We start from the raw sequence: 25815 nt of genomic DNA on the forward strand, positions 1-25815 counted from the left end.
GGCTGCCACCCGACCAACCTGAGGGGAAGACAGATGACTGACACTGCTTTGATCACTCAAGAAAACACTCGCCCGATGGGCGCGGATGCCGTAGACTCGCTTGCACAAACACGAGGCAACAAATGCCCGAACGAGCGAGCAGGTACTCCCATGACCAAATCTACCCCGCGGCCAACGGCCCGCGCGGGCGCCAAGACCCATGCCTGTGAGGCTGGTCTTGCCCCCGGAACCACCGTTCTCACCATGGACGGGGCGATCCCCGTCGAGTTTCTCAACCCCGGCGACCGCATCATTACGCGGCGCGGTGTGCGCAAGCTGAAGGCTGTGATGCGCCACACCCTGCCTGAGGGCACGCCCCGCGTTGTCGTCTCGGCTGACGCGCTTGGTGGCAAGCCCGCCAACGAGATCACCCTGATGCCCGGCCAGCGGGTGCTGATCCGCGACTGGCGCGCCCAGGCGCTTTGGGGCAAGGACATTGCCGCACCGCAGGCGGCCCGTCTGGTGGACGGCGATTTCATCCGCACCGAGACGAGCGGGCCGCAGATCATGCTGTCGCTCTACCTCGGCGCGCCAGAGATCCTTTACGCAGACGGCCTGGAACTGGCCTCTGCCGACAAGCCTAAGGTGGCAGCCAAAGCTTGATCGCGCGTGGGCGCTGAGGCGTCCAACCCAAAGGTTTTCCTCATGTCAAAGCGGCGTCCAACTTGGGCGCCGCATTTCTTTGTCAGAGGCCTAAGTCCCGGAAAACCTGGGGCAGCATCTCGGGCAGATCCTCGGCGATGAGACCTGGGCCAAACGCCCGCGCCGCCTCCACATGGAGCCACGCGGCGGTCTCGGCGGCCAGCGTCGGCGGCAGGCCCCGCGCCAGGAGACCCGTGATCAACCCCGCCAGGACGTCTCCCGATCCCGCCGTCGCCAGCCACGGCGCGGCGCGATCGTAGACGGCAGCAGAGATCGCGCAACTTCCCGAGGGGTCGGCGATCAACGTGTCCGGCCCCTTGAACAACACCGTACATCCGGCCCGCGCGGCCGCGGCGCGGGACGCATCGACCTTTGAGAAAGCCGGGCCTTGAGTGGCGGGCGCGTTCAGTTCTTCAAAGATATCCGGAAACAGGCGGGCGAACTCTCCGCCGTGGGGTGTCAGGACGACATTGCCGTGGAGCAGGGAGAACAGGGCGCGTGGGTCATCGGAAAAGGAGGTCAGCGCATCGGCATCCAGCACGACCGCACGGTCTGAATCGGCAAGCGCCGCGCCGACAAGATCGCGGGTCCCCTGCCCCACGCCCAACCCCGGCCCAAGGCAGAGCGCGTTCAACCGCTTGTCCTCCAACAGCGCCGAAAGACCCTCCGCCCCGTCGCACTTCCGCAACATGATCGCCGTTAACTGCGTGGCGCATTCCATCATCGCCGAGCCGGGCGCCGCCACAGTCACCAGCCCCGCCCCGACCCGCAACGCAGCGCGTGCGGCAAGCCGTGCGGCACCGGAGCGGCCCATGCTGCCCGATAGAACAAGCGCGTGGCCGTGGTTGTACTTGTGCGAGGTACTTAGTTTCAAGACGGCGAACTTGGGTGGCAGCTGTGTCGTCGCCTCAACCACTCGTCCGGGTGTAGCCACCTTCCCCCGGATCCGTTCTGGCATGACCCATGGCCCGTATCCGGTCTCAAGGCCAATGTCGACGATCTTGATCTTCCCGCACCGCGATGGTCCCTCGCCGATCATGTGCCCGTGTTTCATCGCATGAAATGTCACCGTCAACGACGCGCGAAACGCTTCCCCCTCCAACGCGCGGCCACTGCCGCCGCACAGTCCCGACGGCACGTCTATAGCAACGGATCGGATGGTCTGATCGCTGCCGGCATCAAACTCGGGCACCTCCATCCATTGGCACAGAGCAGTGAGAAAGATGTCGTCTGGGTGATCGCCCTCGTCCGGATTGCCCGGACGTTCCAACTGCAACGGACGCGACAGGCCAATCCCGAAAAGAGCATCCACGAAGAGATCTAGCGGACGTTCAAACATGTCGTAGAGCGCTTGATCATTGTCGAGCGTTTCGGCGGCGCGGATGTCCGCCAATTTCAACCACCGCTCATAATTCACCCGCGCGTCGGGCGGCAGCTTCTCGGGGTCGCCGTAGAGGAATACTTCAACCTCCCAGCCCCACTCTTTCAACAAACGCGCCACGACGAACCCGTCGCCGCCGTTGTTGCCGGGTCCACACAGCACCACGGCCCGGTGAGAGGTCGCGGCCAGCTCGGGCCATTCCTCGAAGATCGCCTCCACCACACCGCGTCCGGCGCGTTCCATCAGCTCCAACCCGGTCACGCGGCCCGAGGCGATGGCCTCGGCCTCTATGGCCCGCATTTGCGCTGCTGTGATCAGTTCCGCCACCCAAGGGCCCTCACGATTCACTATTGCTTACTTTTTGAGCGCCTTGCACAATTAGTGACCGCAACCCGAAGATTCACCCAAGCAACCCCAACCTGCCCGGTGTCCTGCATGGACGCCGCCTGCGCAAGATGATGTCACGGCGCAAAGCCTTTGGCGAGGAGGACGACGGCGACCATGAAGAAAATTGAAGCAATCATCAAACCCTTCAAGCTGGACGAGGTCAAAGAGGCCCTCCAGGAGATCGGCATTCAGGGCCTCAGCGTGACCGAAGTCAAAGGTTTCGGACGTCAGAAGGGCCACACGGAACTCTATCGCGGCGCCGAATACGTCGTGGACTTCTTGCCGAAAGTGAAAATCGAGGTCGTCCTTGCCGACGATATGGCCGATGCGGCCATTGAGACGATCATCAACGCCGCCAAGACCGACAAGATCGGCGACGGCAAGATTTTCGTGTCCGACGTTAGCCAAGCCATCCGCATCCGGACAGGCGAAGCGGGCGAAGAGGCGCTGTAAAGACACCTGCTCAAGCTTGAGCAACCCACTAACCCCTTACGATTTCAAGGAAAGTTGACAATGAGCACAGAGAGCTTTTTGAAGATGATGAAGGACGAGGATGTCGAATACGTCGATGTCCGTTTCACCGACCCGCGCGGCAAGCTGCAGCACGTGACGCTGATGGCTGACCAGGTGGACGAAGACTTCATCGAGGAGGGCTTCATGTTCGACGGCTCCTCCATCGCTGGTTGGAAGGGCATTGAAGCCTCTGACATGAAGCTGATGCTGGACACCGAGTCCGGCTATGTGGACCCGTTTTACGCCGAAAAAACGCTGTGTGTGCATTGCTCGGTCGTGGAGCCCGACACGGGCGAAGCGTATGACCGCGACCCGCGCGGCACCGCGGAAAAGGCCGAGGCGTATCTGATTTCCTCGGGCATCGGCGACAAGTTCTTCTGTGGCCCCGAAGCTGAATTCTTCATCTTCGACGATGTTCGCATGTCCGTTGAGATCAACAAGGTCTCTTACGAGGTCGACGCCCAGGACGCCTCCTGGAACGGCGGCACCGAGTACGAGATGGGCAACATGGGCCACCGCCCGGGCGTCAAGGGCGGCTACTTCCCCGTCAACCCGATCGACGCCTCGCACGATCTGCGGTCCGAGATGCTGTCGACGATGAAGCGCATCGGCATGAAGGTCGACAAGCACCACCACGAGGTGGCGTCGTGCCAGCACGAGCTGGGTCTGATCTTTGACAGCCTGACCAAGCAGGCCGACGAGCTGCAGAAATACAAGTACGTGATCCACAACGTGGCCCACGCCTACGGCAAATCCGCCACCTTCATGCCCAAGCCCATCGCGGGCGACAACGGCACCGGCATGCACGTGAACATGTCGATCTGGAAGGACGGCAAGCCCTTGTTTGCAGGCGACAAATACGCCGATCTGTCAGACGAGGCGCTGTATTTCATCGGCGGGATCCTGAAGCACGCCAAAGCGCTGAACGCCTTTACGAACCCGTCGACGAACTCTTACAAGCGTCTGATCCCGGGCTTCGAGGCCCCTGTTCTGCGCGCCTACTCCGCGCGCAACCGCTCGGGCTGCGTGCGTATTCCGTGGACGGAAAGCCCGAAGGCCAAGCGTGTGGAAGCGCGTTTCCCCGATCCGGCAGCGAACCCCTATCTGTGCTTCTCGGCGCTGTTGATGGCGGGCCTCGACGGCATCCAGAACAAGATCAACCCCGGCGATCCGTCCGACAAGGACCTTTACGATCTGCCTCCCGAGGAGCTGGCCGGTATCCCGACCGTCTGTGCCTCGCTTCGCGAAGCGCTGGACGAGCTGGAAGCCGATCACGAGTTCCTGTTGAAGGGCGACGTATTCACCAAAGACCAGATCGAGGGCTATGCCGCGCTCAAGTGGGAAGAGGTTTACGCCTACGAGCACACGCCGCATCCGATGGAATACAAGATGTACTACAGCTGCTGATCAGCATCTGCAGAATACGAGAAGGGGCGCCATTGGACGCCCCTTTTTGTTTTCGCTCATTGCCGGCGTCGCCCGCCTATTTCACCGCGCGTTTGGTGGCGAATGTCGCGCCATCCTGACGGCTGGCAACCTTGGCCTGCTCGGCCTTGAAGGCCGCCAGCGCGCGGTCATGGCTGCTGCCCATCGCGATCCGGTTAACGTGAATGTCGGTTGGTTTGTCGCCGTCGCGTCCCGCGACAAAACGCAGGAAGTTGGTTACGAGCCGCTCCATAGCACTGCCTCATTTGTTATTGCTTTTGACTTATCCACAGGGGTGGCGGTCAAATGAGGCAAAATCTGGGCAGCGTGGCGGGATGGGGGCGCGTGGGGCGCAAGTGTGGCCCCAATGCCATGGCTTCAGACGGTCGCGCGGGGCCTTTCGCGTCGAGCCGGGCGCGACTTACATCCGCCCGATGCGGCGAAACATCCGCATGGCACCGCGCGCCTGGCGCACTGCGCCCCGGGCTTGACCGCGTTGTTGCTGGTTTGGCGCCTCGCCGTCCCGACCCCGCGTCGCCCGGTCGATGCCTGCATCGATGCCCTTGTTCACCACACGCCCAATGACTTGGCGCAGGATCATGTTGAGAATTCTGTCCATGGAAAGGAACCTCTGATTGCCTCGTGTTAACGCCGTTAACGAATGACTGCGGCGAAATTCAGGCGTCATCCTCAAAAAGCGGGTCGTCGTCATCCAGGGCAGCGTCGGCATCATCGTCAAACATATCGCCGATGTTATCGTCCCGCGTTGGGGTCGCCTCTTCCGCCTCGGGCGGGCGGGACTCCAACAGGCCCGCGTCGCGCAATTCCTTGAGGCCCGGCAGATCGCGCGCAGATTCCAGGCCAAAGTGATCGAGAAACACCTGAGTGACCACGTAGGTCACAGGCCGTCCGGGCGTCATGCGGCGGCGGCCAAACTTGATCCAATCCAGCTCGATCAACTGATCCACGGTGCCTCGGCTAACGCTAACCCCCCGAATTTCCTCAATTTCAGCACGCGTGACGGGCTGGTGGTAAGCGACGATTGCCAGCGTCTCAATCGCGGCGCGGCTGAGTTTGCGTTGTTCCACCTGTTCGCGCGCCATCAAAAACCCCAGATCCGCCGCAGTGCGAATGGCCCAAGCGTCCCCCACTTTGGCGACCTGCACGCCGCGCCCTTCATAGCGGCGGCGAAGCAGGTGCAGGGCCTCTGCCGGGTCCGAGCCATGGGGCATCCGCGCCTCCATCTCGGTCAGGCTCACCGGCTCGGCGGAGGCGAACAGAAGCGCCTCGACCATCCGTTCCTGTTCGGCCAGGGGGGGCGCGCGAAACAGGCTTTCTTCGGGGCGGTCGGGCGTGTCTGTCATGTCTCTTTCCGGCGCATCTGGATGGGCGAGAACGTCTCGAACTGGCGAATTTCGACGCGGCCTGCCTTGGCCAGTTCCAGCGCGGCGGCGAAGTTTGCCGCCGCGGCTGAGCGCCTTTTGGCGGGATCGGTCGTCCAGCCGTCCGGCAAGTAGGACATCAGGTCCGCCCATTCGCCCATGTATCCGACCATGCCGCGCAGACGATCCAGCGCTTCTTCCATGGTCAATACCGCCTCGCGATCCATGACGTAGGGCCGGAATTCGTCCTTGGTGCGCAGGCGGGCATAGGCCTGCATGAGGTCCAGCAAACCGGCGGTGTAGGTCACTTTGCGGTTGGTCGTCATGGCCTGCGGCTGTCCCCGCAAAAACCGGTCGCGGCCCAGGCGGTCCCGGGCCATCAGCCGGGCGGCGCAATCGCGCATCGCGGCCAAACGTTCCAATTGAAACGCCAGATGCGCGGCAAGGTCTTCACCCGAGGGCCCCTCTTCACCCGGTTCCGGCGGCAGCAAGAGCTTGGATTTCAGGAACGCGAGCCAGGCCGCCATGACCAGGTAATCCGCCGCCAGTTCAATCCGCAGCTGGCGCGCTTTTTCAATGAAAACAAGATATTGCTCGGTTAATGCGAGGATCGAGATCTTGCGCAGGTCAACCTTCTGGGTCCGCGACAGGGTCAGCAGAAGGTCCAGCGGCCCCTCATAGCCATCGACGTCAACAATCAGCGCCTCCGCTTCACGTCGAGCGGTGACGGCATCCCAATCATCGGCATTCGCGGGCGTGCCCGGCTCAGACATAGACCTCTCCGTGCAGAAGCTCGGAAAGTTCCTGTTCTATGGCGTCAATGTCAAGGGATTGACGGCTTGGACGGCGGGCGTCCGCTTTGTCCGCACGGGCCTTGGCATCGCCTTCGAGCGTGCCACAATTGGCCAGAACCGCGTCCATCTCGGCCCGGTCCCCGTTGCAATGGAGGATGATATCGCACCCCGCCGCCCGCGCGCCCGCGGCGCGCTGCCCCAGCGTTCCGGGCAAGGCGTTCATCGACAGGTCATCGGTCATCAGCAATCCGGCAAACCCGATGTCCTTGCGGATCAGGTTGATCATTGTCGGCGACATCGTGGCGGGGAGGTCAGGGTCGATGTCCTCGAACACCACGTGGGCGGTCATACCCATATCAAGGTACGCTAACTCTTTGAAAACCTTGAAGTCCACTGCGTCCAACGTTGCGCGATCGGCTGTTACTCGGGGCAGATCATGGTGGCTGTCGACCGCGCCCAACCCGTGGCCTGGGATATGCTTGACGACGCAGGACACGCCAGCGTCGGTCAGACCATTCGCAACGGCCCAGGACCTGCGCTTCACACTCTCGGCGTCATAGCCGTAGAGGCGGTTTTTCAGGAACGGATGGGTGCTTTCCCGGGCCACATCGGCGGTCGGGCCGCAGTGCACATCTATGCCAACCTCTCGCAGCTCGTGGCCGATCAGGTACGAGCGGAGGTACATGACACGGGACGGGTCGTCCGTGGCGGCAATCGTGTCGAGCGGCGGGTGCCACTCGCGCCAGATCGGCCCGCGAAGACGTTGAACGCGTCCCCCTTCCTGGTCGATCAGAACGGGCGCATTCAAGCCCACTGCGCTACGTAATTCCTCTGTCAGTGCAGAGACTTGCGCGGCGTCCTTAATGTTGCGCGCGAAGAGGATGAACCCCCAAGGTGCCGCGTCTGCGAAGAACGCACGCTCCTCCCGTGACAGGGCCAATCCCTCACACCCGAGGATGGCGGCGGACTGCGTCATCCTAGCGAACGGTGACCGGAATGCAGGCCGCCCCTTGAGCGACGAGCGCTGCGCAGAAACGACGCGAGGCGGACAGGTCGCCAAAGCCGTGGGCGCGCAAACGGTAGAAGGTGGCGCCGCCAGAGGAGGCCTCTTCAATCACCCGGGCGCGGCCCAGGAAGAAGTCGGGAAAGTTGCCTGAAAGGCGCGTCCATTCCGAGCGGGCCAGGTCGGGCGTGTCGAACGCCCCCAATTGCACGAGGCGGGTGCCTGTTTCCAATTCGGACGCCGCAATTTCGAACCCGGCACCGTCGTCGGTAACGCCCTCGGCCACGGCACTTTCAGTCGCAGGCGCGGGCGCCCGCGCAGACAGGCCCGCAGGCCGCAGGGCCGGGCGGGGAGAGCGGCGCACACCGGGCACGGAGATCGGAATCGCTTCGGCGCGCGCCACCAGGTCAACGGCGGGCTCACCGAGGGCTTCTGCGGCGGGCTCGCCCAGGGATGGCGCGTCCATGTCGGTCAATGGCGTGGCCTCTTCCAGAAGGCGCGCGATCAAGGCGTCTGTGTCGACCTCAGGTACGACTTCTGGCACGATCTCGGCATCGATGTCGGGCAAGGCGGCGGAGGCGTTCTCAAACGCTTGAACTTCCGGCTCGGGCTCGGGGTTTAGATCGACGGCGCTCAGGTCTTGCGGCGGCGGCGCCAGCAGAAGTTGATCAGGGACCGGAGCGGCCTCGGCCCCCTCGGCCAGGCGGTTCACCGCAAGCCCTTGATTTTCGGCGATAGATCCACCGGGGTTTTCGGGTGCGACGCGCATCGGGCCGTCCAACGCGCGGATCACCGGCACGTCCGCCACGTCCCGTACCAAGAGCTGAAACGCCCAAACGCCCATGCCAATCACCAGCGCCATGGAGACCAAGGCGCCCGCCCAGTTGATCAATTGCGTGACCCGGGATGCGTCTGCCGGGGCAGACGCCGGAGCGGCCTGATCATAGCCATACTCATAGCCGCCATCATAGGAATACGCATCGGGGCCCTGCCCGGAATATTGGATATCTGCCATGCCCGCCTCATCGCCCTTGGACCACGCGGGTCCATGGGTCTATTGCCTGTGACGTCCAGCCGGGAGAGGTCTTCCGCCTCACATCTGATCGACCGGAGTGACCCCCAAAATACCAAGACCGTTGGAAATGACAATCGCCACGGCGGAAATCAGGCACAATTTCCCGGATGTTGCCGATGGATCATCTTCCTGGAAGAAACGCAGCTGCGGTTCTGCATTGCCCTTGTTCCAGAGCGCGTGGAATTCCGACGCCAGATCATAGAGGTAGAAAGCGACGCGGTGCGGCTCGTTGCCCTTGGCGGCAATCTCGATCAGACGCGGGTATTCGGCGAGCTTGGCGGCAAGGGCCAGCTCGGCAGGATCATTAACGGCGTTAAGGTTTGCCGGGTCAGCTTGGACCTCGGCCTCGGCCGCCTTGCGCAGGACAGACTGAATGCGGGCGTGGGCGTATTGCACGTACCACACCGGGTTGTCCTTGGACTGTTCGCGCACCTTGTCGACGTCGAAATCAAGCGGCGCGTCGTTCTTGCGCGTCAGCATGTGGAAACGGGTAACGTCAGGGCCCACCATCTCGACCACATCGGCGAGGGTCACGAAGGTCCCGGCCCGTTTCGACATCTTCAACTCTTGCTCGCCGCGCCGCAGCTTCACCAGCTGCGTCAGCTTGATGTCGAGCGGCACGCGCCCGTCTGACAGCGCAGAAACCGCCGCCTTCATCCGCTTCACATAGCCGCCGTGATCAGCGCCGAACACATCAATTAGCTCGTCGAACCCCCTGGAAACCTTATCAAAATGATAGGCGATGTCGGGGGCGAAGTAGGTCCAAGAGCCGTCGGATTTCATCACCGGCCGGTCCACATCGTCGCCATGGGCGGTCGACTTGAACAGCGTCTGCTCGCGCGGTTCCCAATCATCCGGCTTCTTGCCCTTGGGGGGATCGAGGTAGCCATCGTAGATCAGGCCCTTGCCCCGCAGGTCGTCAATCGCGGCTTCGATCCGACCCGTCCCATAGAGCGATTTTTCGCTGTAGAAGACATCCATTTCGACACCCAGAAGCGCCAGATCGTGGCGGATCAGGTCCATCATCTTCTCGGTCGCGAATTCCCGAATTTCGGCAAGCCAGAACTGCTCGCCCTTGTCGACGAACTGGTCACCGACCTTCTCTTTCAGCGCTTGGCCAACCTCGATCAGGTAGTCGCCGGGGTAGGTTCCATCCTCGAACGCGACGTCCTGGCCGTGGGCCTCCAGATACCGCAAATAGACCGACCGCGCGAGGACATCGACCTGCGCGCCGCCATCGTTGATGTAGTATTCCCGCGTCACGTCATAGCCCGCGACGTCCAGAAGCGAGGCCAAGGCGTCGCCGAAAACAGCGCCCCGCGTGTGGCCCACATGCAACGGGCCAGTGGGATTTGCACTAACATATTCAACGTTTACGCGCTTGCCCGCGCCCATTTGCGACCGCCCGAAATCAGCGCCCGCTTCCATCACGCTGGCGATGATGCCGCGCCAGACATCGCCGGACAGTCGCAGGTTCAGGAACCCCGGCCCGGCAACCTCTACGGTTTCAATGCGCGGGTCATCGGCCAGTTTGGCGGCCAACGCCTCGGCGATATCACGCGGCTTCATTTTCGCAGGTTTCGCCAGGACCATCGCGGCGTTCGTGGCCATGTCGCCATGGGACGCATCGCGCGGCGGCTCTACGGTGACCGCGCGCGTCTCCAGCCCGTCCGGCAGAACGGCGTCGGCAACCAGCGCGCCAACGGCGGCCAGAACGGTTTCGCGGATCTCGGCGAAGAGGGTCATGTGAGCGGTCCTTTAAAGATCACCCTTGCGTCTATCACGACCCGCGCCACCGTCAATTAGATGGGCGGGTTATGGCTCACATCGCGCGTAGGTATAGGCGTTGTTGTTCAGGACAACGACGAGGCCATTGATTGAGGCTTCACCGAGCAGAAGCCGCGCATCAAAATCGGTGCCTTCTGCCGTGCAGGCCCCGTCATAGAGGAAGATCTGGTCCATATCGCGAACGTTCACGGGGTTCGACAGGTCACAGCATTGGTCAAACAGGCACAGGGTCGGGAAAGACAGGGAGGCCGTGCGCTCTCCGCCCGGGACAAAGCCATCGACGGGGCAGCTAAACCCTTGATAAAAAAGCCCGTCCTGCGGGAAAGCTTGGGCTGAGGCGAGGGATGCAATGAGGGCCGCCGCGGGGGCGACGATACGAAAGAAAGGGGGCATGATGAGGCTCCGAAATTGAGCTTATGGGGGCAGCCCCACCTTGCCGTCATCGCCCCCACCGATCAACCGTTGGTGGCATTGGAGCGCAAATCTGTCGGTCATGCCCGAGATGTAATCCGACACTATCCGGGCCAAGGACGTGGGGTCGCCCGCGACCTCATCTACGTCCTTGCGCCATTGTTTGGGCAATTCGCCCGGGTTTTGCAGGAAGAAGGGGAAGAGATCCTCCACCACCTGGGTCACGTCGGCCCGCATCTCCACCACGGAGGGGGCGCGATACATGCGTTTGAATAAAAATTTACGGATGACTTGAAGGTCGTCGAACAAGCCCTTGGAAAAGCGGATAACCGGGCGGCCCGCGGTGCGGATATCCACAGGGGTCTGTGGATTGATGTCGGCCAAAGTTGCGCGCGCGTTGGCAAGCACGTCCTCGACCAACAGGCCGAAAAAGCGCCGCAGCGCCTCGTGCCGGCGGCGGTAGTAATTGAGGCCCGGATACCGCTTGTCCACGGCATCGAAACACTCGCGAAGGATGGGAAGTTCCGCCAACTCATCGGTGGAAAACAGCTCTGCCCGCAGGCCATCGTGCAAATCATGGTGGTTGTAGGCGATGTCATCGGCGAGTGCGGCGACCTGAGCCTCGGCCGAGGCGTGGGTCGACAATTCCAGGTCGATATCCGCGCAGCTCACGGCCAGCGCCCACGGCAGCGGGGCGCCCACCGGGCCGTTGTGTTTTGCAATGCCTTCAAGGGTTTCCCAGGTGAGGTTCAACCCGTCGAACTCGGCATAGTGACGCTCCAGATGGGTCACGATCCGCAAAGCCTGGGCGTTGTGATCGTAACCTCCGTAGGGCGCCATGAGCGCTTGCAACGCGTCCTCACCGGTATGACCAAACGGCGGGTGGCCCAGATCGTGGGCCAGGGCGACCGTTTCCGTCAGATCCTCATCCAACCCCAAGGCACGCGCCATGGTGCGCGCAACCTGGGCGACCTCCAGCGAATGGGTCAGACGGGTACGGAAGTAATCGCCCTCATGCTCCACAAACACCTGAGTTTTATGCTTTAATCGCCGGAACGCGCTGGAATGAATGATCCTGTCCCGGTCGCGCTGGAACGGCGACCGGTGGGCGCTTTCCTCTTCCTTGACCGCGCGTCCCCGCGTGGCCATCGGATCGCAAGCATAGGCTGCGCGCATGGTTTTTGCCTCCAACGGGGTACGCGTGTTGTGCGTCTTGTCCGGGACCCCTGCCCTGCATATATTGCACCCACACGCGATTTACGACAGGTGAACGCCCATGCTTGCCATTCCCCCCAAGGTCACAGACCGCGCCTTCGCGCGCTTGGCCGAGATCAATGAAGATGCCGACGCCCCGCAAGCGCTTCGCGTGGCGGTCGAAGGCGGCGGATGCTCGGGATTTCAGTATGAAATCAAGCTGGACGCGCCCGCGACAGATGATCTGGTACTGGAAGGTCAGGGCCAGAAAGTCGTTGTCGATACGGTCTCTCTCCCGTTTCTTGCGGACGCCGTGATCGACTTCACCGAGGAACTCATCGGCGCGCGGTTTACGATTGAGAACCCCAACGCCTCCTCCTCCTGCGGTTGCGGCACGTCATTCTCCATGTGATCCAGCCTTCGCGCTGGCGCTTTTTGGCTTGAGTGCTACCCTCCCCAAACAGTCGGGAGGGCACCATGGATTTATCGTATTCACCAAGCGAATTGGCGTTCCAGGCCGAGGTCCGCGGCTTTCTGGCAGAGGCCTTGCCGCCTGAAATCGCCGCGCGCGTGGCGTCTGGCGCGGGGTCAACGCGTGAGGATATGGAGCAATGGCATGCGATTTTGGCCGATAAGGGCTGGCTCGGCGGCACTTGGCCAGTGGAACACGGAGGCTGCGCCTGGGGCCCGATCGAGCTGCACATTTTTGAAGAGGAAAGCGCGTTGGCCAATGCGCCCCGGATCGTACCGTTTGGCGTGAAAATGCTGGCGCCGGTGCTGATGAAGTTCGGCACGCCTGCGCAACAGGCCGCGTATTTGCCGCGCATTTTGGATGGGCGTGATTGGTGGTGCCAAGGCTATTCCGAGCCCGGGGCAGGCAGCGATCTGGCATCCCTCAAGACCCGTGCTGAGCGGGATGGCGACAGCTATGTTGTGAATGGTCAAAAGACCTGGACGACCCTGGGCCAATACGCCAACCGGATCTTCTGCCTTGTGCGCACGCGCTTCGACGGAAAACCGCAGGCGGGCATCAGTTTCATCCTGATCGACCTTGATACGCCGGGGATCGAGATGCGCCCGATCCGCCTGATCGAGGGCGGATATGAGGTGAATGAGGTGTTCTTCACGGATGTCCGCGTGCCGGTCGCCAACCTTGTGGGGGCCGAGAATGACGGGTGGACGATTGCGAAATACCTGCTGGGGCATGAGCGGACGAATATCGCGGGCACTGGCTTTTCGGTGCAGGCACTTGAGCAGGTGAAAGCCATGGCGGGCAGGCTTGTACGCGGCGGAAAGCCGTTGATTCAGAACCCTTTGTTCGCTGCACGTCTGGCCGAGGTCGAGGCCGAGCTGGAGGCGATGAAGATCACCAACCTGCGGATGCTGTCGAAGGCGGCACAGGGCGGGCAGCTGGGGGCCGAGCCTTCGATGCTGAAGATCAAGGGCACGGTGATCCGGCAAGCGCTCAACGATTTGGCCCGCCGCGCCCTTGGGCCTGCGGCAGCGCCGTTTCCGTCCGAGGACCTCGATAACCTGGCGATTGCGCCGCCCGGCCACGCCCATACCGCCAGCGCCTATTTCAACAACCGCAAGATCTCGATCTACGGCGGGTCGAATGAGATTCAGCGCAACATTCTGGCCAAAGGCTTGATGGGATGAACTTCGAGCAATCCGACGACCGGCGCATGCTGTCAGAGACCCTGCGCCGTTATTTGGCGGACAATTACGCCATGGAGCACCGCAACGCCGTCGCCTACGAGGCGCCGTTTCATGCGCCGCAGAAGTGGCAGGAATTAACCGATCTGGGCCTGTTCTATGCGCTTGTTTCTGAGGATGCGGGCGGCATGGGCGGGCACGGTTTCGACATCGTCACGGTGTTCGAAGAACTGGGCCGCGCACTTTGCCCCGAGCCGGTTTTGGGCCAACTCCTCGCGGCGTCTTTGCTGGACGACGCAGAGGGCCTGATGGCAGGCACGCGCTACGCGCTGGCCGTCAGCGAAACCGATGCGCCCTACGATGTGCGAGACGTGGCCTTTGCGGCGGTAGGTGGCAAGATTACGGGCCGAAAATCAGTAGTTTACGGCGCGCCCTCGGCAGAGGTTCTGTTGGTCGCCGCGCGCCAGGAGGATACCGTCGCGCTGTTTGAAGTGGCGGCGAAGGACGCCGAGATCACCGGCTATGGGATGATCGATGGCGGCCCAGCGGGAGAGGTGTTTTTCGACAATACCCCCGCGCATTTGCTGATGGAAAACGCCGAAGAGGCGATCCAAACGGCATTGGATCGCGGGGCACTGGCCCTTTGCGCAGAGGCGCTGGGGGCGATGGATGTCGTCCAGAACATGCTGGTCGACTACTTGAAGACCCGCAAGCAATTTGGCCAACCGTTGGGCGCTTTCCAAGCCCTTCAGCACCGCGCCATCGACCTTGCCATTGAGATTGAGCAGGCGCGGTCGATCGTTATCCTTGCGGCATCTGCGGACGGGACCGAGAGCTTTGCCAAACGCGCTGCGCAGGCCAAGCATTTGGTGGGCAAGATCGCGCGCCAGGTTTCGGAAGAGGCGATCCAGATGCATGGCGGGATCGGCATTACCTGGGAATTTCCGCTGTCCCATTATGCAAAGCGGCTGGTGATGATTGATCACCAGTTGGGCGACAGCGATTGGCACCTGGAGCGGCTGATGGCAGGGCTTATGGCGGCGTGAGGGAGCCTCCGGCGGGAGTTTTCTGGGCAAGATGAAGAAGAGCGTCAGGCCCTTGGCTCGGGCGTGCCGAGGCGGGCCGCGACGCTGTCGGTGGTGACCGTACCGATGACCTCTCCAGCCTCTTCCACGGCTAGGGGCGCGGGGGAGTCGGCGAAGCGAGTGAGGATATCTTTGACCGGCATTTCCGAGGGGATGCGCGGGGCGTCTGTGGGGACATCCTGCATGACGTCGCGCGCGGTGAGGACGCCTAAGGGGTTCATGTTAGAGACAAATTCGGCGACGTAGTCTGTCGCGGGCTCCGAGAAGATCTGGCGCGGCGTGCCGATTTGGACCATGCGGCCGCCCTCCAGAATGGCAATGCGGTTGCCGATCTTGAACGCTTCATCCAGATCGTGGCTGACGAAGATGATCGTGCGTTTGAGGTCGCGTTGCAGGTCGAGGAGTTCGTCTTGCAGTTTGCTGCGGATCAGTGGATCGAGGGCGGAAAAGGGCTCGTCCATCAACAGGATCGGCGCGTCGGTAACAAAAGCGCGGGCCAGGCCCACGCGTTGCTGCATACCGCCCGACAGCTCGCCCACTTTGCGATCGGCCCATTCGCTGAGGTTCACCAGCGCCAGTTGCTTGTCGACCGCCTCAAGCCGCGCGGCGGGGGATTGGCCGGCGAGTTCCAACCCCAGGCCGACATTCTCGCGCACCGTGCGCCAGGGCAGCAGGCCAAACTGTTGAAAGACCATCGAAACGCAGTTCTGGCGCAGGTAGCGCAGGTCCGCCTTCGCTGCCCCCGGCAGCGTGCAAGACCAATCGCCATCGCGAACCTCAACCTGTCCGCGTGCCACAGGGTTAAGGCCGTTGACCGCGCGCAGAAGCGTGGATTTGCCCGAGCCTGACAGCCCCATGAGCACGAGGATTTCCCCTTCCTCCACATCCAGCGAGCAGTCGTGGACACCCAGCACATGGCTCGTCTCGGCCTGGATTTCGGAGCGGGTGCCCCCCGCATCGGCCAGCTTCAGGGCGCCAGCCGGACGCGGGCCGAACATGATGCAAACGTCGCGGAAGGAAACAGCGGTGCTCATGTGTTGGCCTCAAATCGAAGGATACCGGCGACGCCGTCGGGCGGGCCGCCATCGTTGGGGTGCTGTTGACCGTCATGGACGATGATCTCGGGCAATTGCCAGGGCGACAGCCCCTCCAGACACGAGAGGTTGACCCCGTATTCATTGGGGTCAGAGCGCCTGCGATGGTGGGTGTAGATCCCGCAGGTCTTGCAGAAGTAATGCTCGGCCACGCGGGTGTTAAACTGGTAAAGTGTCAGATTTTCAGCGCCTTGCGTGATCTCCAGATCGCCCAGCGCGGCAGACACGGCGACCGCCCCCCGCATCGTGCAAAGCGAGCAATCGCAGCGCCGCGCCGAGGAGAGGCCCCCTTTCAGCACGGCGGTGAAGGACACCGCGCCGCAATGGCATTGTCCGTTAACCTTCATGTCTTCACCCGCAGTGTTCGGTCGAGCACGATGGCGACGACGACGATGATAAACCCGCTCTCAAACCCCAGCCCCGTGTTGACCTGGTTCAGCGCGCGCACGACCGGAACGCCGAGGCCGTCGGCCCCCACGAGGGCAGCGATCACGACCATGGAGAGCGACAGCATGATGGTCTGGTTCAGGCCCGTCATGATCTGCGGCAGGGCGTAGGGCAACTCGACCTTCCACAGTTTTTGCCGCCCCGTGGCGCCGAACGCATCCGCCGCTTCCAGGAGCGATTGCGGCGTCGACGAAATCCCTAAGTGCGTTAACCGGATCGGCGCTGGCAGCACGAAGATCACCGTGGCGATCAGGCCCGGGACCATGCCGATGCCGAAAAACACAATGGCTGGAATGAGATAGACGAAGGTTGGCAGGGTCTGCATCAGGTCAAGCACGGGCCGCATCCAGGCGTAGAGCCGGGGGCGATGGGCCACCGCGATGCCGATGGGAACGCCCACGCCCATGCAAACGACACAGGCTGAAAGGACGAGGGTCAGGCTTTCCGTCGTCTCTTCCCAGTAACCTTGATTGACGATGAACAGGAATCCGACCGCCACCAAGGCGGGCACCTTCCAGCCGCGATGCATCCACCACGCGAGCGCCGTGAAAATCGCGATGATCAGAAACGGATGCCAGTCCTGAGGGTAGAGGAAGGCGGCATCGCGCAGGCGGATATCCTGCCACCAGGAGGTGTTGGGCGGCTCTTGCAGGATGGCGAGGAAAACTTCGATCATCGCTTCCAGAGCGACAGACATGGCGTCGAAAATGAACGCGCCGTTGGATTGGAGCCAATCGAAAGCCGCCTCCGCCCCGTCGCCGATGCGCAGTTTGCATTCCGTCAGGAAGGTGATCGGCCCCGTGACGTCGGGATCGCCGGGAAAGCTGCATTCGGAAATGCCATCTTCCCGCCACCACGTGCGGAGGTTGTCGAACCAGTTCATCGGATGGCCTTCCTAACGGTGTGCGAAAGAGCCCGCTCGTCCGAGCGGGCCCCGTTCATGTCCAGCGATTACAGGCCCAGGGCCTCGGTGACAGCCGCTGCTGCGTCGCCGCCGTCAAACGTGGTCACGCCGTCGAGCCACGCCATCACGGCATCGGGGTTGGCGGCCATCCAAGCCGTCGCGGCATCGACGGGATCTTCGCCTTCATCAAGGATCGCGCCCATGATCTCGTTCTCCATGGCGAGGGAGAATTCGAGGTTGTTGAGAAGCGCGCCGACGTTCGGGCAAGCCTCAGCATAGCCAGCGGAGGTGTTGGTGTAGACCGTCGCACCGCCGAGATCAGGGCCGAACCAATCATCGCCCCCTTCCAGGTACGTCAGATCGAAGTTGGCGTTCATCGGGTGCGGTTCCCAGCCAAGGAACACAACGGGTTCATCACGATCCGAGGCGCGGGCGACCTGGGCCAGCATCCCCTGCTCGGAGGATTCGACGACCTCAAACTCGGAAAGGCCAAAGGCGTCGGCCTCGATCATGTCCATGATCAGGCGGTTGCCGTCGTTGCCGGGCTCGATGCCGTAGATCTCTCCGTCCAGCTCATCCATGGCCGCGGCGATGGAGGCGAAATCGGTGATCCCGAGCGCCGCGCCGGCGGCGTTCGTGGCCAGCGTGTACTTCGCGCCTTCGAGGTTCGCGCGGACGGTGTCGACGGTGCCTGCCTCGCGGTAGGGCGCGATGTCGGCTTCCATCGTCGGCATCCAGTTGCCCAGGAAAATGTCGACATCCCCGGCGGCGAGCGAGGTGTAGGTCACGGGCACGGACAGCACGAGGATGTCGGTCTCATACCCCAGCGCCTCCAGCACGACGGTCGTCGCGGCGGTCGTGGCGGTGATGTCGGTCCAACCGACGTCCGAGAATGTGACGGTGCCGCATTCGGCATGGGCATCGGCCATCGCGGCGCCTGCGGTCAGGGTTAACGCCAGGGCAGATGTCGCAGTTGCGCGAAAAAGAGTCATTTTTGGTCTCCCGTTGAGGACTGGATGTTTTTGTTGATTGACCAGTCAATTAAAAATCTATTTCTGGGGCATGGCAACAACGAAAAGGTGTCGCGATGCCCCGCACAGGTATGATGGCTATACGGAAGGACGCGCTTGTCAACGCGACGATTAGCGAGATCGGGCGCCGCGGATCCCTGGATGTGACCATGGGGCAGATCGCCAAAGCGGCGGGCGTGTCCTCGGCGCTGGCCCATCATTACTTCGGGTCAAAGGATGATCTGCTGCTGGCAGCGATGCGCGCGATCCTTGCGGAATTCGGGGCGGAAGCGCGGGCTCAACTTGCTCGGGCCGAGACGCCGATGGAACGTTTGGTGGCCATCGCGCGGGCGTCCTTCGGGGGGCAGAACTTCCGTCCAGACGTGGTTTCCGCATGGTTAACATTTTACGTCATGGCCCAGAGGGACGCCCAGGCGGCGCGGCTTTTGCGGGTCTACCAAAAGCGCCTCGTGTCCAATCTGACCCATGCGTTAACGCCGTTAACCTCTGACGCGCCGCGTATTGCGGCTACCGCCGCTGCGCTGATTGACGGTCTCTATATTCGTCATGCTCTGGCAGATGTCGGTCCCCCGGACGCCGATGCCGCCATCGCCAGGGTCACGGATTATCTGGAGCTCGCGATCCAATGACACAACCCAACATCCTGATTCTAATGGTAGATCAGCTGAACGGCACCCTCTTCCCCGACGGTCCTGCCGAGTGGCTTCACACCCCAAACCTGGACCGGCTGGCCGCGGCCTCCACCCGGTTTGCCAATACTTACACCGCCTCGCCCCTTTGCGCGCCTGGCCGCGCGTCGTTCATGTCTGGCCAGCTTCCCTCTCGCACCGGCGTCTATGACAACGCTGCAGAATTCGCCTCGTCGATCCCAACCTACGCCCACCACTTGCGCCGCGCGGGCTATTACACGGCGCTGTCGGGCAAGATGCATTTCGTGGGGCCCGATCAGCTGCACGGGTTCGAGCAGCGCCTGACGACCGATATCTATCCGGCCGATTTCGGTTGGACGCCCGACTATCGCAAGCCGGGCGAGCGGATCGATTGGTGGTATCACAACATGGGGTCTGTGACCGGCTCCGGCGTGGCCGAGATCACCAATCAGATGGAATACGACGACGCCGTCGCATTTGAAGCGGAGCAGAAGCTGTACGATCTGTCGCGCGGCAAGGACGACCGGCCCTGGTGTCTGACCGTCAGCTTCACGCACCCCCATGATCCCTATGTCGCACGCCGCGAATATTGGGATTTATATAACGATTGCGAGCACTTGATGCCCGAAGTCGGTGCAATCCCCTATGAGGAGCAGGACCCGCATTCCAAACGCATTCTTGACGCAAACGACCTAGAGAACTTTGACATCACGGACGCCGACATCGCCCGGTCCCGTCAGGCGTACTTCGCAAACATCTCATATCTCGATGCCAAGATCGGCGGCGTGTTGGATGTGTTGGAACGCACGCAGCAGAAGGCGATCATCGTCTTCGTCTCGGACCACGGCGATATGTTGGGCGAGCGCGGCCTTTGGTTCAAGATGTCGTTCTATGAGGGATCGGCCCGCGTGCCGCTGATGATCTCTGCCCCGGGGATGGCGCCCGGATTGGTCACGGACCCCGTCTCTACCATCGACCTGTGCCCGACGCTGTGCGACCTCGCTGGCGTCAGCATGGAAGAGGTCATGCCCTGGACAGACGGCGAATCGTTAACGCCGTTAGGAAATGGCGCGGCCCGGGTGACGCCCGTGGCGATGGAATACGCGGCGGAAGGGTCATATTCGCCCGTTATTGGCCTGCGGGAGGGCCGATGGAAGTACACCAATTGCGCACTTGATCCCGAGCAGTTGTTTGATCTGTCCAACGATCCCCATGAGTTGAACGACCTTTTTAATGACCCCGCCCACGCCGACACGCTGGAGGCCTTTCGCGTCAAGGCGGCGGCCCGCTGGGACCTCGAATCCTTCGATGCGGATGTCCGTGAAAGCCAGGCCCGCCGCTGGGTCGTCTACGAGGCGCTGCGCAACGGATCCTACTACCCGTGGGATTTCCAACCCCTGCGCGACGCCTCTGAACGCTACATGCGTAACCACATGGACCTCAATGTTCTTGAGGAAAATCAACGCTTTCCGAGAGGTGAATAGAATGCAACCGACGGCCTCCCACTTCGTGAACGGCGCCTATCTGGAAGATACCGCCGGCACCCCCATGCCTGTCATTTTTCCGGCCAACGGCGAGGAAATCGCTCGCGTCCGCGCGGCAACCCCGGCGGTTGTCGAGGCCGCGCTGGCCGCTGCGAAAGCGGCCCAGGCGGAATGGGCGTCGATGATGGGTGTGGAACGCGGTCGCATCCTGCGCCGTGCCGCCGACATCATCCGCGAACGAAATCGCGAACTCAGCGAGTTGGAAACCCTCGACACCGGCAAGCCGATCCAGGAAACGCTGGTCGCTGACGCGACTTCGGCGGCTGACAGCTTGGAATATTTCGGCGGGCTGGCCGCATCGCTCGGTGGTGAGCACATGCAGTTGGGCGGCGACTGGGCCTATACGATGCGCGTCCCCCTAGGCGTTTGCGTCGGCATCGGGGCCTGGAATTACCCGACGCAGATTGCCGCCTGGAAAGGCGCGCCCGCGCTTGCCTGCGGCAACACGATGATCTTCAAGCCGTCTGAACAAACGCCCCTATGTGCCTTAAAAGTTGCAGAAATTCTGGTTGAGGCGGGCGCGCCGGCTGGCGTTTACAACGTGATCCAAGGCGCAGGCGAGGTAGGCAAAGCACTGGTCGAAGACCCGCGCACCGCCAAGGTGTCCCTCACCGGGTCGGCCGCGACCGGAAAGAAAGTCTACGCCGCCGCCGCTGCGCAGATGAAGCACGCGACGATGGAATTGGGCGGCAAGTCCCCTCTGGTCATCTTCGACGATGCCGACCTGGAAAGCGCGGTTTCGGGCGCGATCAACGCCAATTTCTACGCCTCTGGCCAGGTTTGCTCGAACGGCACCCGCGTGTTCGTGCAACGCGGGATCAAAGACGCTTTCCTGGCGCGTTTGGCTGAGCGAACCGCCAAGGCCGTCATCGGCGACCCCCGCGACGAGGCTACAAACTTTGGCCCGATGGTAAGTGAAGAACAGCTCTCAATCACTTGTTCTTACATTGAAAAAGGCGTCTCGGAAGGGGCGCGCTTGGTCCACGGCGGCAAGCGCCTCGACTTGCCCGGCTGCTTCATCGAGCCGACGATCTTCGCGGATGTCACAGACGATATGACCATCGCGCGGGAAGAGATCTTCGGCCCGGTCATGTCGGTCCTCGACTTCGAGACAGAGGAAGAGGTGATCACCCGCGCCAATGCTACGGATCTCGGTTTGTCGGGCGCAGTTTTCACCGCTGATCTGACCCGCGCGCACCGTGTGGTTCATGCTATCGACGCGGGCTCGCTTTGGATCAATCAATACAACCTTACCCCCGTCGAGGTCCCCTTTGGCGGCATGAAGGGCTCTGGCGTCGGGCGCGAAAACTCGCGCGCCGCGATCGAGCATTATTCCCAACTCAAGACTGTCTACGTTGGCATGTCCCCGGTGGAGGCTGCGTTCTAAATGGAAGCCGATTACGTCGTTATTGGTGCAGGATCAGCGGGTTGCGCGGTGACCTATCGCTTGGCCGAGGCCGGGAAATCCGTCCTTGTGATTGAACATGGCGGCTCCGATTGGGGGCCGTTCATCAACATGCCCGCTGCGCTCAGCTACCCGATGGGCATGAAACGTTACGATTGGGGCTACGTCACGGAGCCCGAGCAGCACATGAACAACCGTGTGATGGCCTGCCCGCGTGGCAAGGTCATCGGCGGATCCTCGTCCATCAACGGCATGATCTACGTCCGCGGCCATGCGCGTGATTTCGATACCTGGGCGGGAATGGGTGCAGAGGGCTGGTCCTATGCGGATGTCTTGCCCTACTTCAAGCGCGCCGAAAACTGGCACGGCGTAACCGGAGATGCCGCATTCCGCGGCGATGACGGCCCCCTTCACATTACCCGTGGAGATCAGAATAACCCGCTTTATCAGGCCTTTATCGAATCCGGCGCACAGGCAGGTTACGGGAAAACAGACGACTACAATGGATATCGGCAAGAAGGCTTTGGCGCCTTTGAGATGACTGTTTGGAAGGGCAAGCGTTGGTCGGCGGCAAGCGCTTACCTGAAACCCGCTCTCGCCCGAGAGAACTGTGACATGGTGCGCGGCCTTGTTGAGCGAATTGAGTTGGAGGAAGGTCGCGTGACCGGTGTGCGCCTATCGGACGGATCACTGATCCGCGCCCGGTCTGAGGTGATCCTTTGTGCCGGTGCAATCAATTCGCCTAAAATTTTAATGCTTAGTGGAATTGGACCCGGCAAGCATCTGGCGGAAAACAATATTCCTGTGGTCGTGGACCGTGCGGGAGTGGGGCAGAACCTGCAAGATCATCTGGAACTCTACGTTCAATATGCCGCCTCGCAGCCCGTATCGATTGCGCCCTATTGGTCCTTGTGGGGGAAAGCACTGGTTGGTGCGCAGTGGCTGTTTACCAAGACCGGGCTCGGCGCGACAAACAACTTTGAGGCCTGCGGTTTCATCCGGTCTAACGCCGGGGTGCAATATCCTGATATTCAATACCATTTCCTTCCCATCGCTGTCCGCTACGATGGCAAAACCCCGCCCGGCGGCCACGGTTTTCAAGCCCATACTGGCCCGATGCGGTCGCCCTCCCGGGGGGAAATCACCCTGCGCAGCAGTGATCCGGCGGCTGCGCCCAGGATTCACTTCAATTACATGTCGCATCCGCAGGATTGGGAAGACTTCCGTCGCGCAATCCGCCTGACCCGCGAGATCTTTGCAACCGGCCCCATGGCCGATTTCGTGGCCCACGAGATCCAACCCGGCGACGCGGCTCAATCAGACGACGCGCTCGACGCCGTCATCCGGGAACACGCGGAATCGGCGTATCATCCCTGTGGCACCGCCCGCATGGGGCGCCGGGATGATCCGATTTCAGTCGTCGATTCTGAAAACAGAGTGATCGGCGTTCAAGGTCTGCGTTTGGCCGACAGCTCAATTTTCCCATTAATTCCAAATGGTAACCTGAATGCGCCTTCAATCATGGTTGGGGAAAAGGCTGCCGATCATGTGCTGGGGCGGCGGTTGCCCGCCGAGAACCTAGAGCCGTGGGTTGCGCCAGATTGGCAAGTCGCGCAGCGCGAAAGCCACGCGAGGGCGGCCGCGGCTGAATAGCTAGGTGTCGACCTCAATCACTCTGCCGAACGGCACCTCCTTCACCTCGCGTTTGGGCACAACCCAGAGCATGGGGAATGGCGGCGGCGATCCAAACGGCGCATCGAGGTCCGTCAGCATGACAAGGATTGACGGCTGCAAGCGCAGGGCTGCGTCAAAGACGGGTGCGTAGTCGGTGCCGCCTCCGGTTCGCATGGGTTTGTCGCGCAACGACCGCCACGCCCCTGCGTCTATGCGGCGCGCGACATGGACGCTTTCATCGAAGGCCAAAAGATGAACCTCAGCGCCTGACCTTCGGCTAACACCTTCGATTTCCTGCCAAAAAAGAGACAGCGTCGTGGCGTCGATCGAGCTGGATGTATCCAACCCGACCGCCACCCGTGGCCGAAAAGCGTCTTTTGAGCGGCCAGGTTGGAACACCGGTTCAGGTGTGTTCGTTGCCTGTGCCAGAGCCGCGATGGCAATCCATCGCGACGCGGGACGGCGAAAAGAGATCGTCGGGGTATCACTGAGAGCCGTGGCGAGCAGGCCGCGCAGATGCACTTCCCAAGGAATTCGCGGCGCTGCAAGGTCAGCAAGGATCCCACCAAAACGACCAATTCCGGTGCCCGCCTTACGACCAGCCTCCAACGCGCGGATCATCTGGTTGCGCCAATCGGCAGCACTGGGCGCCTCTTCCTCGCTACCGGCATCGCGCGCGACCAGATCCTGCTCGAACTCTCGTGACTGCCCGAATTTCCGAGCCTTTTCAGACCGTTCCGTCGTCGAATGGAGGGCCATGGCAAGACGATCCGCGTCCCATTCAGACAAGGCTTGCATAGGCGACGTGGCGGTTTCGCCGATTGTCTGCAACAAATCAGTCACGAGGATTGCAGGCCTGGGGATTGCATGGCCTGCAAGCACGAGTGTCTCGTTGATGAGCCCGTCTGCAGCAATTCCGAACAAAGTGGCGTCAAACTTCGTACCCAATCGCTCAGCCAAAGCAGCCTGCCGGTTGGAATGCCGCAGAGCAACGTGCAACACGTGATGCGCCACAAGCCCGACTTGTTCAGCGAGCCCAAACGACATGAAGGACGGCCCGTAAATGACTGTATTTCCGTAAGTTCTTGTCGTTCCTTCCCCGTCCCGATGCCGACACCACAGGGCAAGGACGGCCAGGGCCGGATCTACATCGCCAAGATGTGCCAAAGCCGTTTGAGCCCTCAAGCTGTGGCTCACGGCAGGCCCGCAGCCGCCCGATCACGGGCATATTCGGCGTAGGCGTCTGAGCCTGCGAATGCCGCCTGCCATCCGCGTTCCATGGCGCGCGCAATCAACAATTCGAACCCAAAGGTCGCAAGCTCTGAAACCGGCAAGCCGTCTCGCCTCAAAGATCTGAGATCATTGAGAATTTCGATCGCTACGGGCATCCGAGCTTCGTCGACGGCGCCAATTAGACCGTAGATCAAGGCCGTCAGCCCATGGAGGCTGCTCGGGTACAGCGCGGTCCGTTCCGCCCGCGTGGCGCTCAGCATGGCCTCGACCTGCACGGTCGCGGCAATTTCGTCTGCAAGCAGCGAAAACTCTGCCGCGGCAGCCTCTCCGACGGTTCCGGCAATCATGATCTGACGTGTGGCTCGGTCCGTTGCGAGGCCCATGATCTTGCTGACGCGCACCCATGATCTGGGCGTGCAGGCCACGGCCTCACCGCGCCGCAACGCGGCTTCGGTGGTTTCCAAGAGATCCGGGCGCGTTCGCAGAAATGCCGCGACCGTTGGGTGGATGCCCGCGTTTGGAGCGTAGGATCTGAGCCAATCCTCCGCATCCGCTTGTACGACGACATGCACCAAGCGGTCTGACAGCGCCGTCCCCATTTCATAGGCGACCGCGCCGTCATCGACCGTATTTCCAGCGGCAACGATCAAGACATGATCGGGCAGGGTGTGACGTCCCACGCGCCGCTCCTGCAGGAGGCCATAAACGGTCGGTTGAAGGCTTGGAGATGCCGCCGTCAGCTCGTCCAGAAACAAAATCGCGGGCCCGAGGCCGTCGGGCAAATCCTCTGGCCGATACCATACCGTCTTGTGGGTATCATGGTCATAGAACGGCAAGCCACGAAGGTCCTGGGGCTCGATTGTAGTCAAGCGCAGGTCGAACAGCTCCGCTCCGATCTCAGCTGCAAGTTGTTGAACAATCTCCGTTTTTCCGACACCAGGGCGGCCATGTAGCATCCAGGATGCCGTCATTTTCCCCGTCTGTTGCGCCTCCCAGGCGGCGCGCAAAACGTCCAATGCAGCGCCTGCCGACACCCGGGTTGCGTTGATCGCCATGCC

General features: G+C 61.9%; 26 protein-coding genes. 10 read left to right on the forward strand and 16 right to left on the reverse strand.

Annotated features, from left to right (window positions below; translation table 11 throughout):
- Nucleotides 1-150 precede the first annotated feature (150 nt).
- Complete coding sequence (locus tag AC6I9R_RS15745; protein WP_461426516.1) at nucleotides 151-642, forward strand: Hint domain-containing protein; 492 nt, start codon at nucleotides 151-153, stop codon at nucleotides 640-642.
- An 82-nt stretch (nucleotides 643-724) separates the two neighbouring features.
- On the opposite strand, the gene AC6I9R_RS15750 is transcribed toward AC6I9R_RS15745, so the two are convergent.
- Nucleotides 725-2389: an NAD(P)H-hydrate dehydratase gene (locus AC6I9R_RS15750; protein WP_461426517.1), complete on the reverse strand. Its 1665-nt coding sequence runs from the start codon at nucleotides 2387-2389 to the stop codon at nucleotides 725-727.
- A 174-nt stretch (nucleotides 2390-2563) separates the two neighbouring features.
- Here AC6I9R_RS15750 and AC6I9R_RS15755 point away from each other — a divergent pair, with 174 nt between their 5' ends.
- The gene (locus AC6I9R_RS15755) at nucleotides 2564-2902 is read left to right on the forward strand and encodes a P-II family nitrogen regulator (RefSeq protein WP_461426518.1); all 339 of its coding nucleotides are present in this window, start codon (nucleotides 2564-2566) and stop codon (nucleotides 2900-2902) included.
- A 60-nt stretch (nucleotides 2903-2962) separates the two neighbouring features.
- Nucleotides 2963-4369: a type I glutamate--ammonia ligase gene (gene glnA, locus AC6I9R_RS15760; protein ID WP_461426519.1), complete on the forward strand. Its 1407-nt coding sequence runs from the start codon at nucleotides 2963-2965 to the stop codon at nucleotides 4367-4369.
- 76 nt (nucleotides 4370-4445) lie between these two features.
- Here glnA and AC6I9R_RS15765 read toward each other — a convergent pair whose 3' ends face one another.
- The 9 genes from AC6I9R_RS15765 to AC6I9R_RS15805 form a co-directional block, all read right to left on the reverse strand.
- Entirely contained in the window at nucleotides 4446-4640 is a 195-nt protein-coding gene (locus tag AC6I9R_RS15765) for a hypothetical protein (protein WP_461426520.1), read from the reverse strand.
- 168 nt (nucleotides 4641-4808) lie between these two features.
- Nucleotides 4809-5006: a hypothetical protein gene (locus AC6I9R_RS15770; RefSeq protein WP_461426521.1), complete on the reverse strand. Its 198-nt coding sequence runs from the start codon at nucleotides 5004-5006 to the stop codon at nucleotides 4809-4811.
- A 58-nt stretch (nucleotides 5007-5064) separates the two neighbouring features.
- On the reverse strand, nucleotides 5065-5751 hold the full coding sequence (gene scpB, locus AC6I9R_RS15775; RefSeq protein ID WP_461426522.1) for an SMC-Scp complex subunit ScpB: 687 nt from the start codon (nucleotides 5749-5751) through the stop codon (nucleotides 5065-5067).
- On the reverse strand, nucleotides 5748-6542 hold the full coding sequence (locus tag AC6I9R_RS15780) for a segregation and condensation protein A (RefSeq protein ID WP_461426523.1): 795 nt from the start codon (nucleotides 6540-6542) through the stop codon (nucleotides 5748-5750). The genes scpB and AC6I9R_RS15780 overlap by 4 nt, the downstream gene beginning before the upstream one ends.
- Nucleotides 6535-7539: a glycoside hydrolase family 3 N-terminal domain-containing protein gene (locus tag AC6I9R_RS15785; RefSeq protein ID WP_461426524.1), complete on the reverse strand. Its 1005-nt coding sequence runs from the start codon at nucleotides 7537-7539 to the stop codon at nucleotides 6535-6537. Before AC6I9R_RS15785 ends, AC6I9R_RS15780 begins: the two co-directional genes overlap by 8 nt.
- Nucleotide 7540: 1 nt before the next feature.
- Entirely contained in the window at nucleotides 7541-8581 is a 1041-nt protein-coding gene (locus AC6I9R_RS15790; RefSeq protein ID WP_461426525.1) for an SPOR domain-containing protein, read from the reverse strand.
- Between the two features lie 78 nt (nucleotides 8582-8659).
- On the reverse strand, nucleotides 8660-10387 hold the full coding sequence (argS, locus tag AC6I9R_RS15795; RefSeq protein WP_461426526.1) for an arginine--tRNA ligase: 1728 nt from the start codon (nucleotides 10385-10387) through the stop codon (nucleotides 8660-8662).
- A gap of 69 nt (nucleotides 10388-10456) precedes the next feature.
- Nucleotides 10457-10822 (reverse strand): hypothetical protein, encoded by a 366-nt coding sequence (locus tag AC6I9R_RS15800; protein ID WP_461426527.1) that lies wholly within the window; start codon nucleotides 10820-10822, stop codon nucleotides 10457-10459.
- A gap of 21 nt (nucleotides 10823-10843) precedes the next feature.
- Nucleotides 10844-12016: a deoxyguanosinetriphosphate triphosphohydrolase gene (locus tag AC6I9R_RS15805; RefSeq protein WP_461426528.1), complete on the reverse strand. Its 1173-nt coding sequence runs from the start codon at nucleotides 12014-12016 to the stop codon at nucleotides 10844-10846.
- Between the two features lie 100 nt (nucleotides 12017-12116).
- Between AC6I9R_RS15805 and AC6I9R_RS15810 the strand changes: the two genes are divergently transcribed.
- The 3 genes from AC6I9R_RS15810 (at nucleotide 12117) to AC6I9R_RS15820 (ending at nucleotide 14736) form a co-directional block, all read left to right on the forward strand.
- Nucleotides 12117-12446 (forward strand): HesB/IscA family protein, encoded by a 330-nt coding sequence (locus AC6I9R_RS15810; RefSeq protein ID WP_461426529.1) that lies wholly within the window; start codon nucleotides 12117-12119, stop codon nucleotides 12444-12446.
- 65 nt (nucleotides 12447-12511) lie between these two features.
- A complete protein-coding gene (locus AC6I9R_RS15815) occupies nucleotides 12512-13693 on the forward strand; it encodes an acyl-CoA dehydrogenase family protein (protein WP_461426530.1) in 1182 nt (393 codons plus the stop codon).
- On the forward strand, nucleotides 13690-14736 hold the full coding sequence (locus AC6I9R_RS15820) for an acyl-CoA dehydrogenase family protein (protein WP_461426531.1): 1047 nt from the start codon (nucleotides 13690-13692) through the stop codon (nucleotides 14734-14736). Before AC6I9R_RS15815 ends, AC6I9R_RS15820 begins: the two co-directional genes overlap by 4 nt.
- Nucleotides 14737-14780: 44 nt before the next feature.
- On the opposite strand, the gene choV is transcribed toward AC6I9R_RS15820, so the two are convergent.
- The 4 genes from choV to choX all read right to left on the reverse strand — a co-directional run bounded on the left by choV (nucleotide 14781) and on the right by choX (nucleotide 18212).
- Nucleotides 14781-15809 carry a choline ABC transporter ATP-binding protein gene (choV, locus tag AC6I9R_RS15825; RefSeq protein WP_461426532.1) on the reverse strand — a complete coding sequence of 343 codons (1029 nt, stop codon included), beginning with the start codon at nucleotides 15807-15809 and terminating at the stop codon, nucleotides 14781-14783.
- The gene (locus tag AC6I9R_RS15830; RefSeq protein WP_461426533.1) at nucleotides 15806-16216 is read right to left on the reverse strand and encodes a GFA family protein; all 411 of its coding nucleotides are present in this window, start codon (nucleotides 16214-16216) and stop codon (nucleotides 15806-15808) included. Before AC6I9R_RS15830 ends, choV begins: the two co-directional genes overlap by 4 nt.
- Nucleotides 16213-17109, reverse strand: coding sequence for a choline ABC transporter permease subunit (choW, locus tag AC6I9R_RS15835; RefSeq protein WP_461426631.1), 897 nt, complete (start codon nucleotides 17107-17109; stop codon nucleotides 16213-16215). Before choW ends, AC6I9R_RS15830 begins: the two co-directional genes overlap by 4 nt.
- A gap of 158 nt (nucleotides 17110-17267) precedes the next feature.
- Complete coding sequence (choX, locus tag AC6I9R_RS15840; protein ID WP_461426534.1) at nucleotides 17268-18212, reverse strand: choline ABC transporter substrate-binding protein; 945 nt, start codon at nucleotides 18210-18212, stop codon at nucleotides 17268-17270.
- Nucleotides 18213-18307: 95 nt separating this feature from the next.
- Between choX and betI the strand changes: the two genes are divergently transcribed.
- Genes betI through betA form a run of 4 tightly spaced genes read left to right on the forward strand, consistent with a single transcriptional unit; the run spans nucleotide 18308 to nucleotide 23503 of the window.
- The gene (gene betI, locus AC6I9R_RS15845) at nucleotides 18308-18880 is read left to right on the forward strand and encodes a choline-binding transcriptional repressor BetI (RefSeq protein ID WP_461426535.1); all 573 of its coding nucleotides are present in this window, start codon (nucleotides 18308-18310) and stop codon (nucleotides 18878-18880) included.
- Nucleotides 18877-20385 (forward strand): choline-sulfatase, encoded by a 1509-nt coding sequence (gene betC / locus AC6I9R_RS15850; RefSeq protein ID WP_461426536.1) that lies wholly within the window; start codon nucleotides 18877-18879, stop codon nucleotides 20383-20385. The genes betI and betC overlap by 4 nt, the downstream gene beginning before the upstream one ends.
- A gap of 1 nt (nucleotide 20386) precedes the next feature.
- Nucleotides 20387-21832 (forward strand): betaine-aldehyde dehydrogenase, encoded by a 1446-nt coding sequence (gene betB / locus AC6I9R_RS15855; RefSeq protein ID WP_461426537.1) that lies wholly within the window; start codon nucleotides 20387-20389, stop codon nucleotides 21830-21832.
- Nucleotides 21833-23503: a choline dehydrogenase gene (gene betA / locus AC6I9R_RS15860; protein WP_461426538.1), complete on the forward strand. Its 1671-nt coding sequence runs from the start codon at nucleotides 21833-21835 to the stop codon at nucleotides 23501-23503.
- On the opposite strand, the gene AC6I9R_RS15865 is transcribed toward betA, so the two are convergent.
- The gene (locus AC6I9R_RS15865; RefSeq protein ID WP_461426539.1) at nucleotides 23504-24721 is read right to left on the reverse strand and encodes a vWA domain-containing protein; all 1218 of its coding nucleotides are present in this window, start codon (nucleotides 24719-24721) and stop codon (nucleotides 23504-23506) included.
- Nucleotides 24718-25812, reverse strand: coding sequence for an AAA family ATPase (locus tag AC6I9R_RS15870; RefSeq protein ID WP_461426540.1), 1095 nt, complete (start codon nucleotides 25810-25812; stop codon nucleotides 24718-24720). The genes AC6I9R_RS15865 and AC6I9R_RS15870 overlap by 4 nt, the downstream gene beginning before the upstream one ends.
- Nucleotides 25813-25815 lie beyond the last annotated feature (3 nt).

The sequence above is a fragment of the Gymnodinialimonas sp. genome, assembly GCF_059726805.1.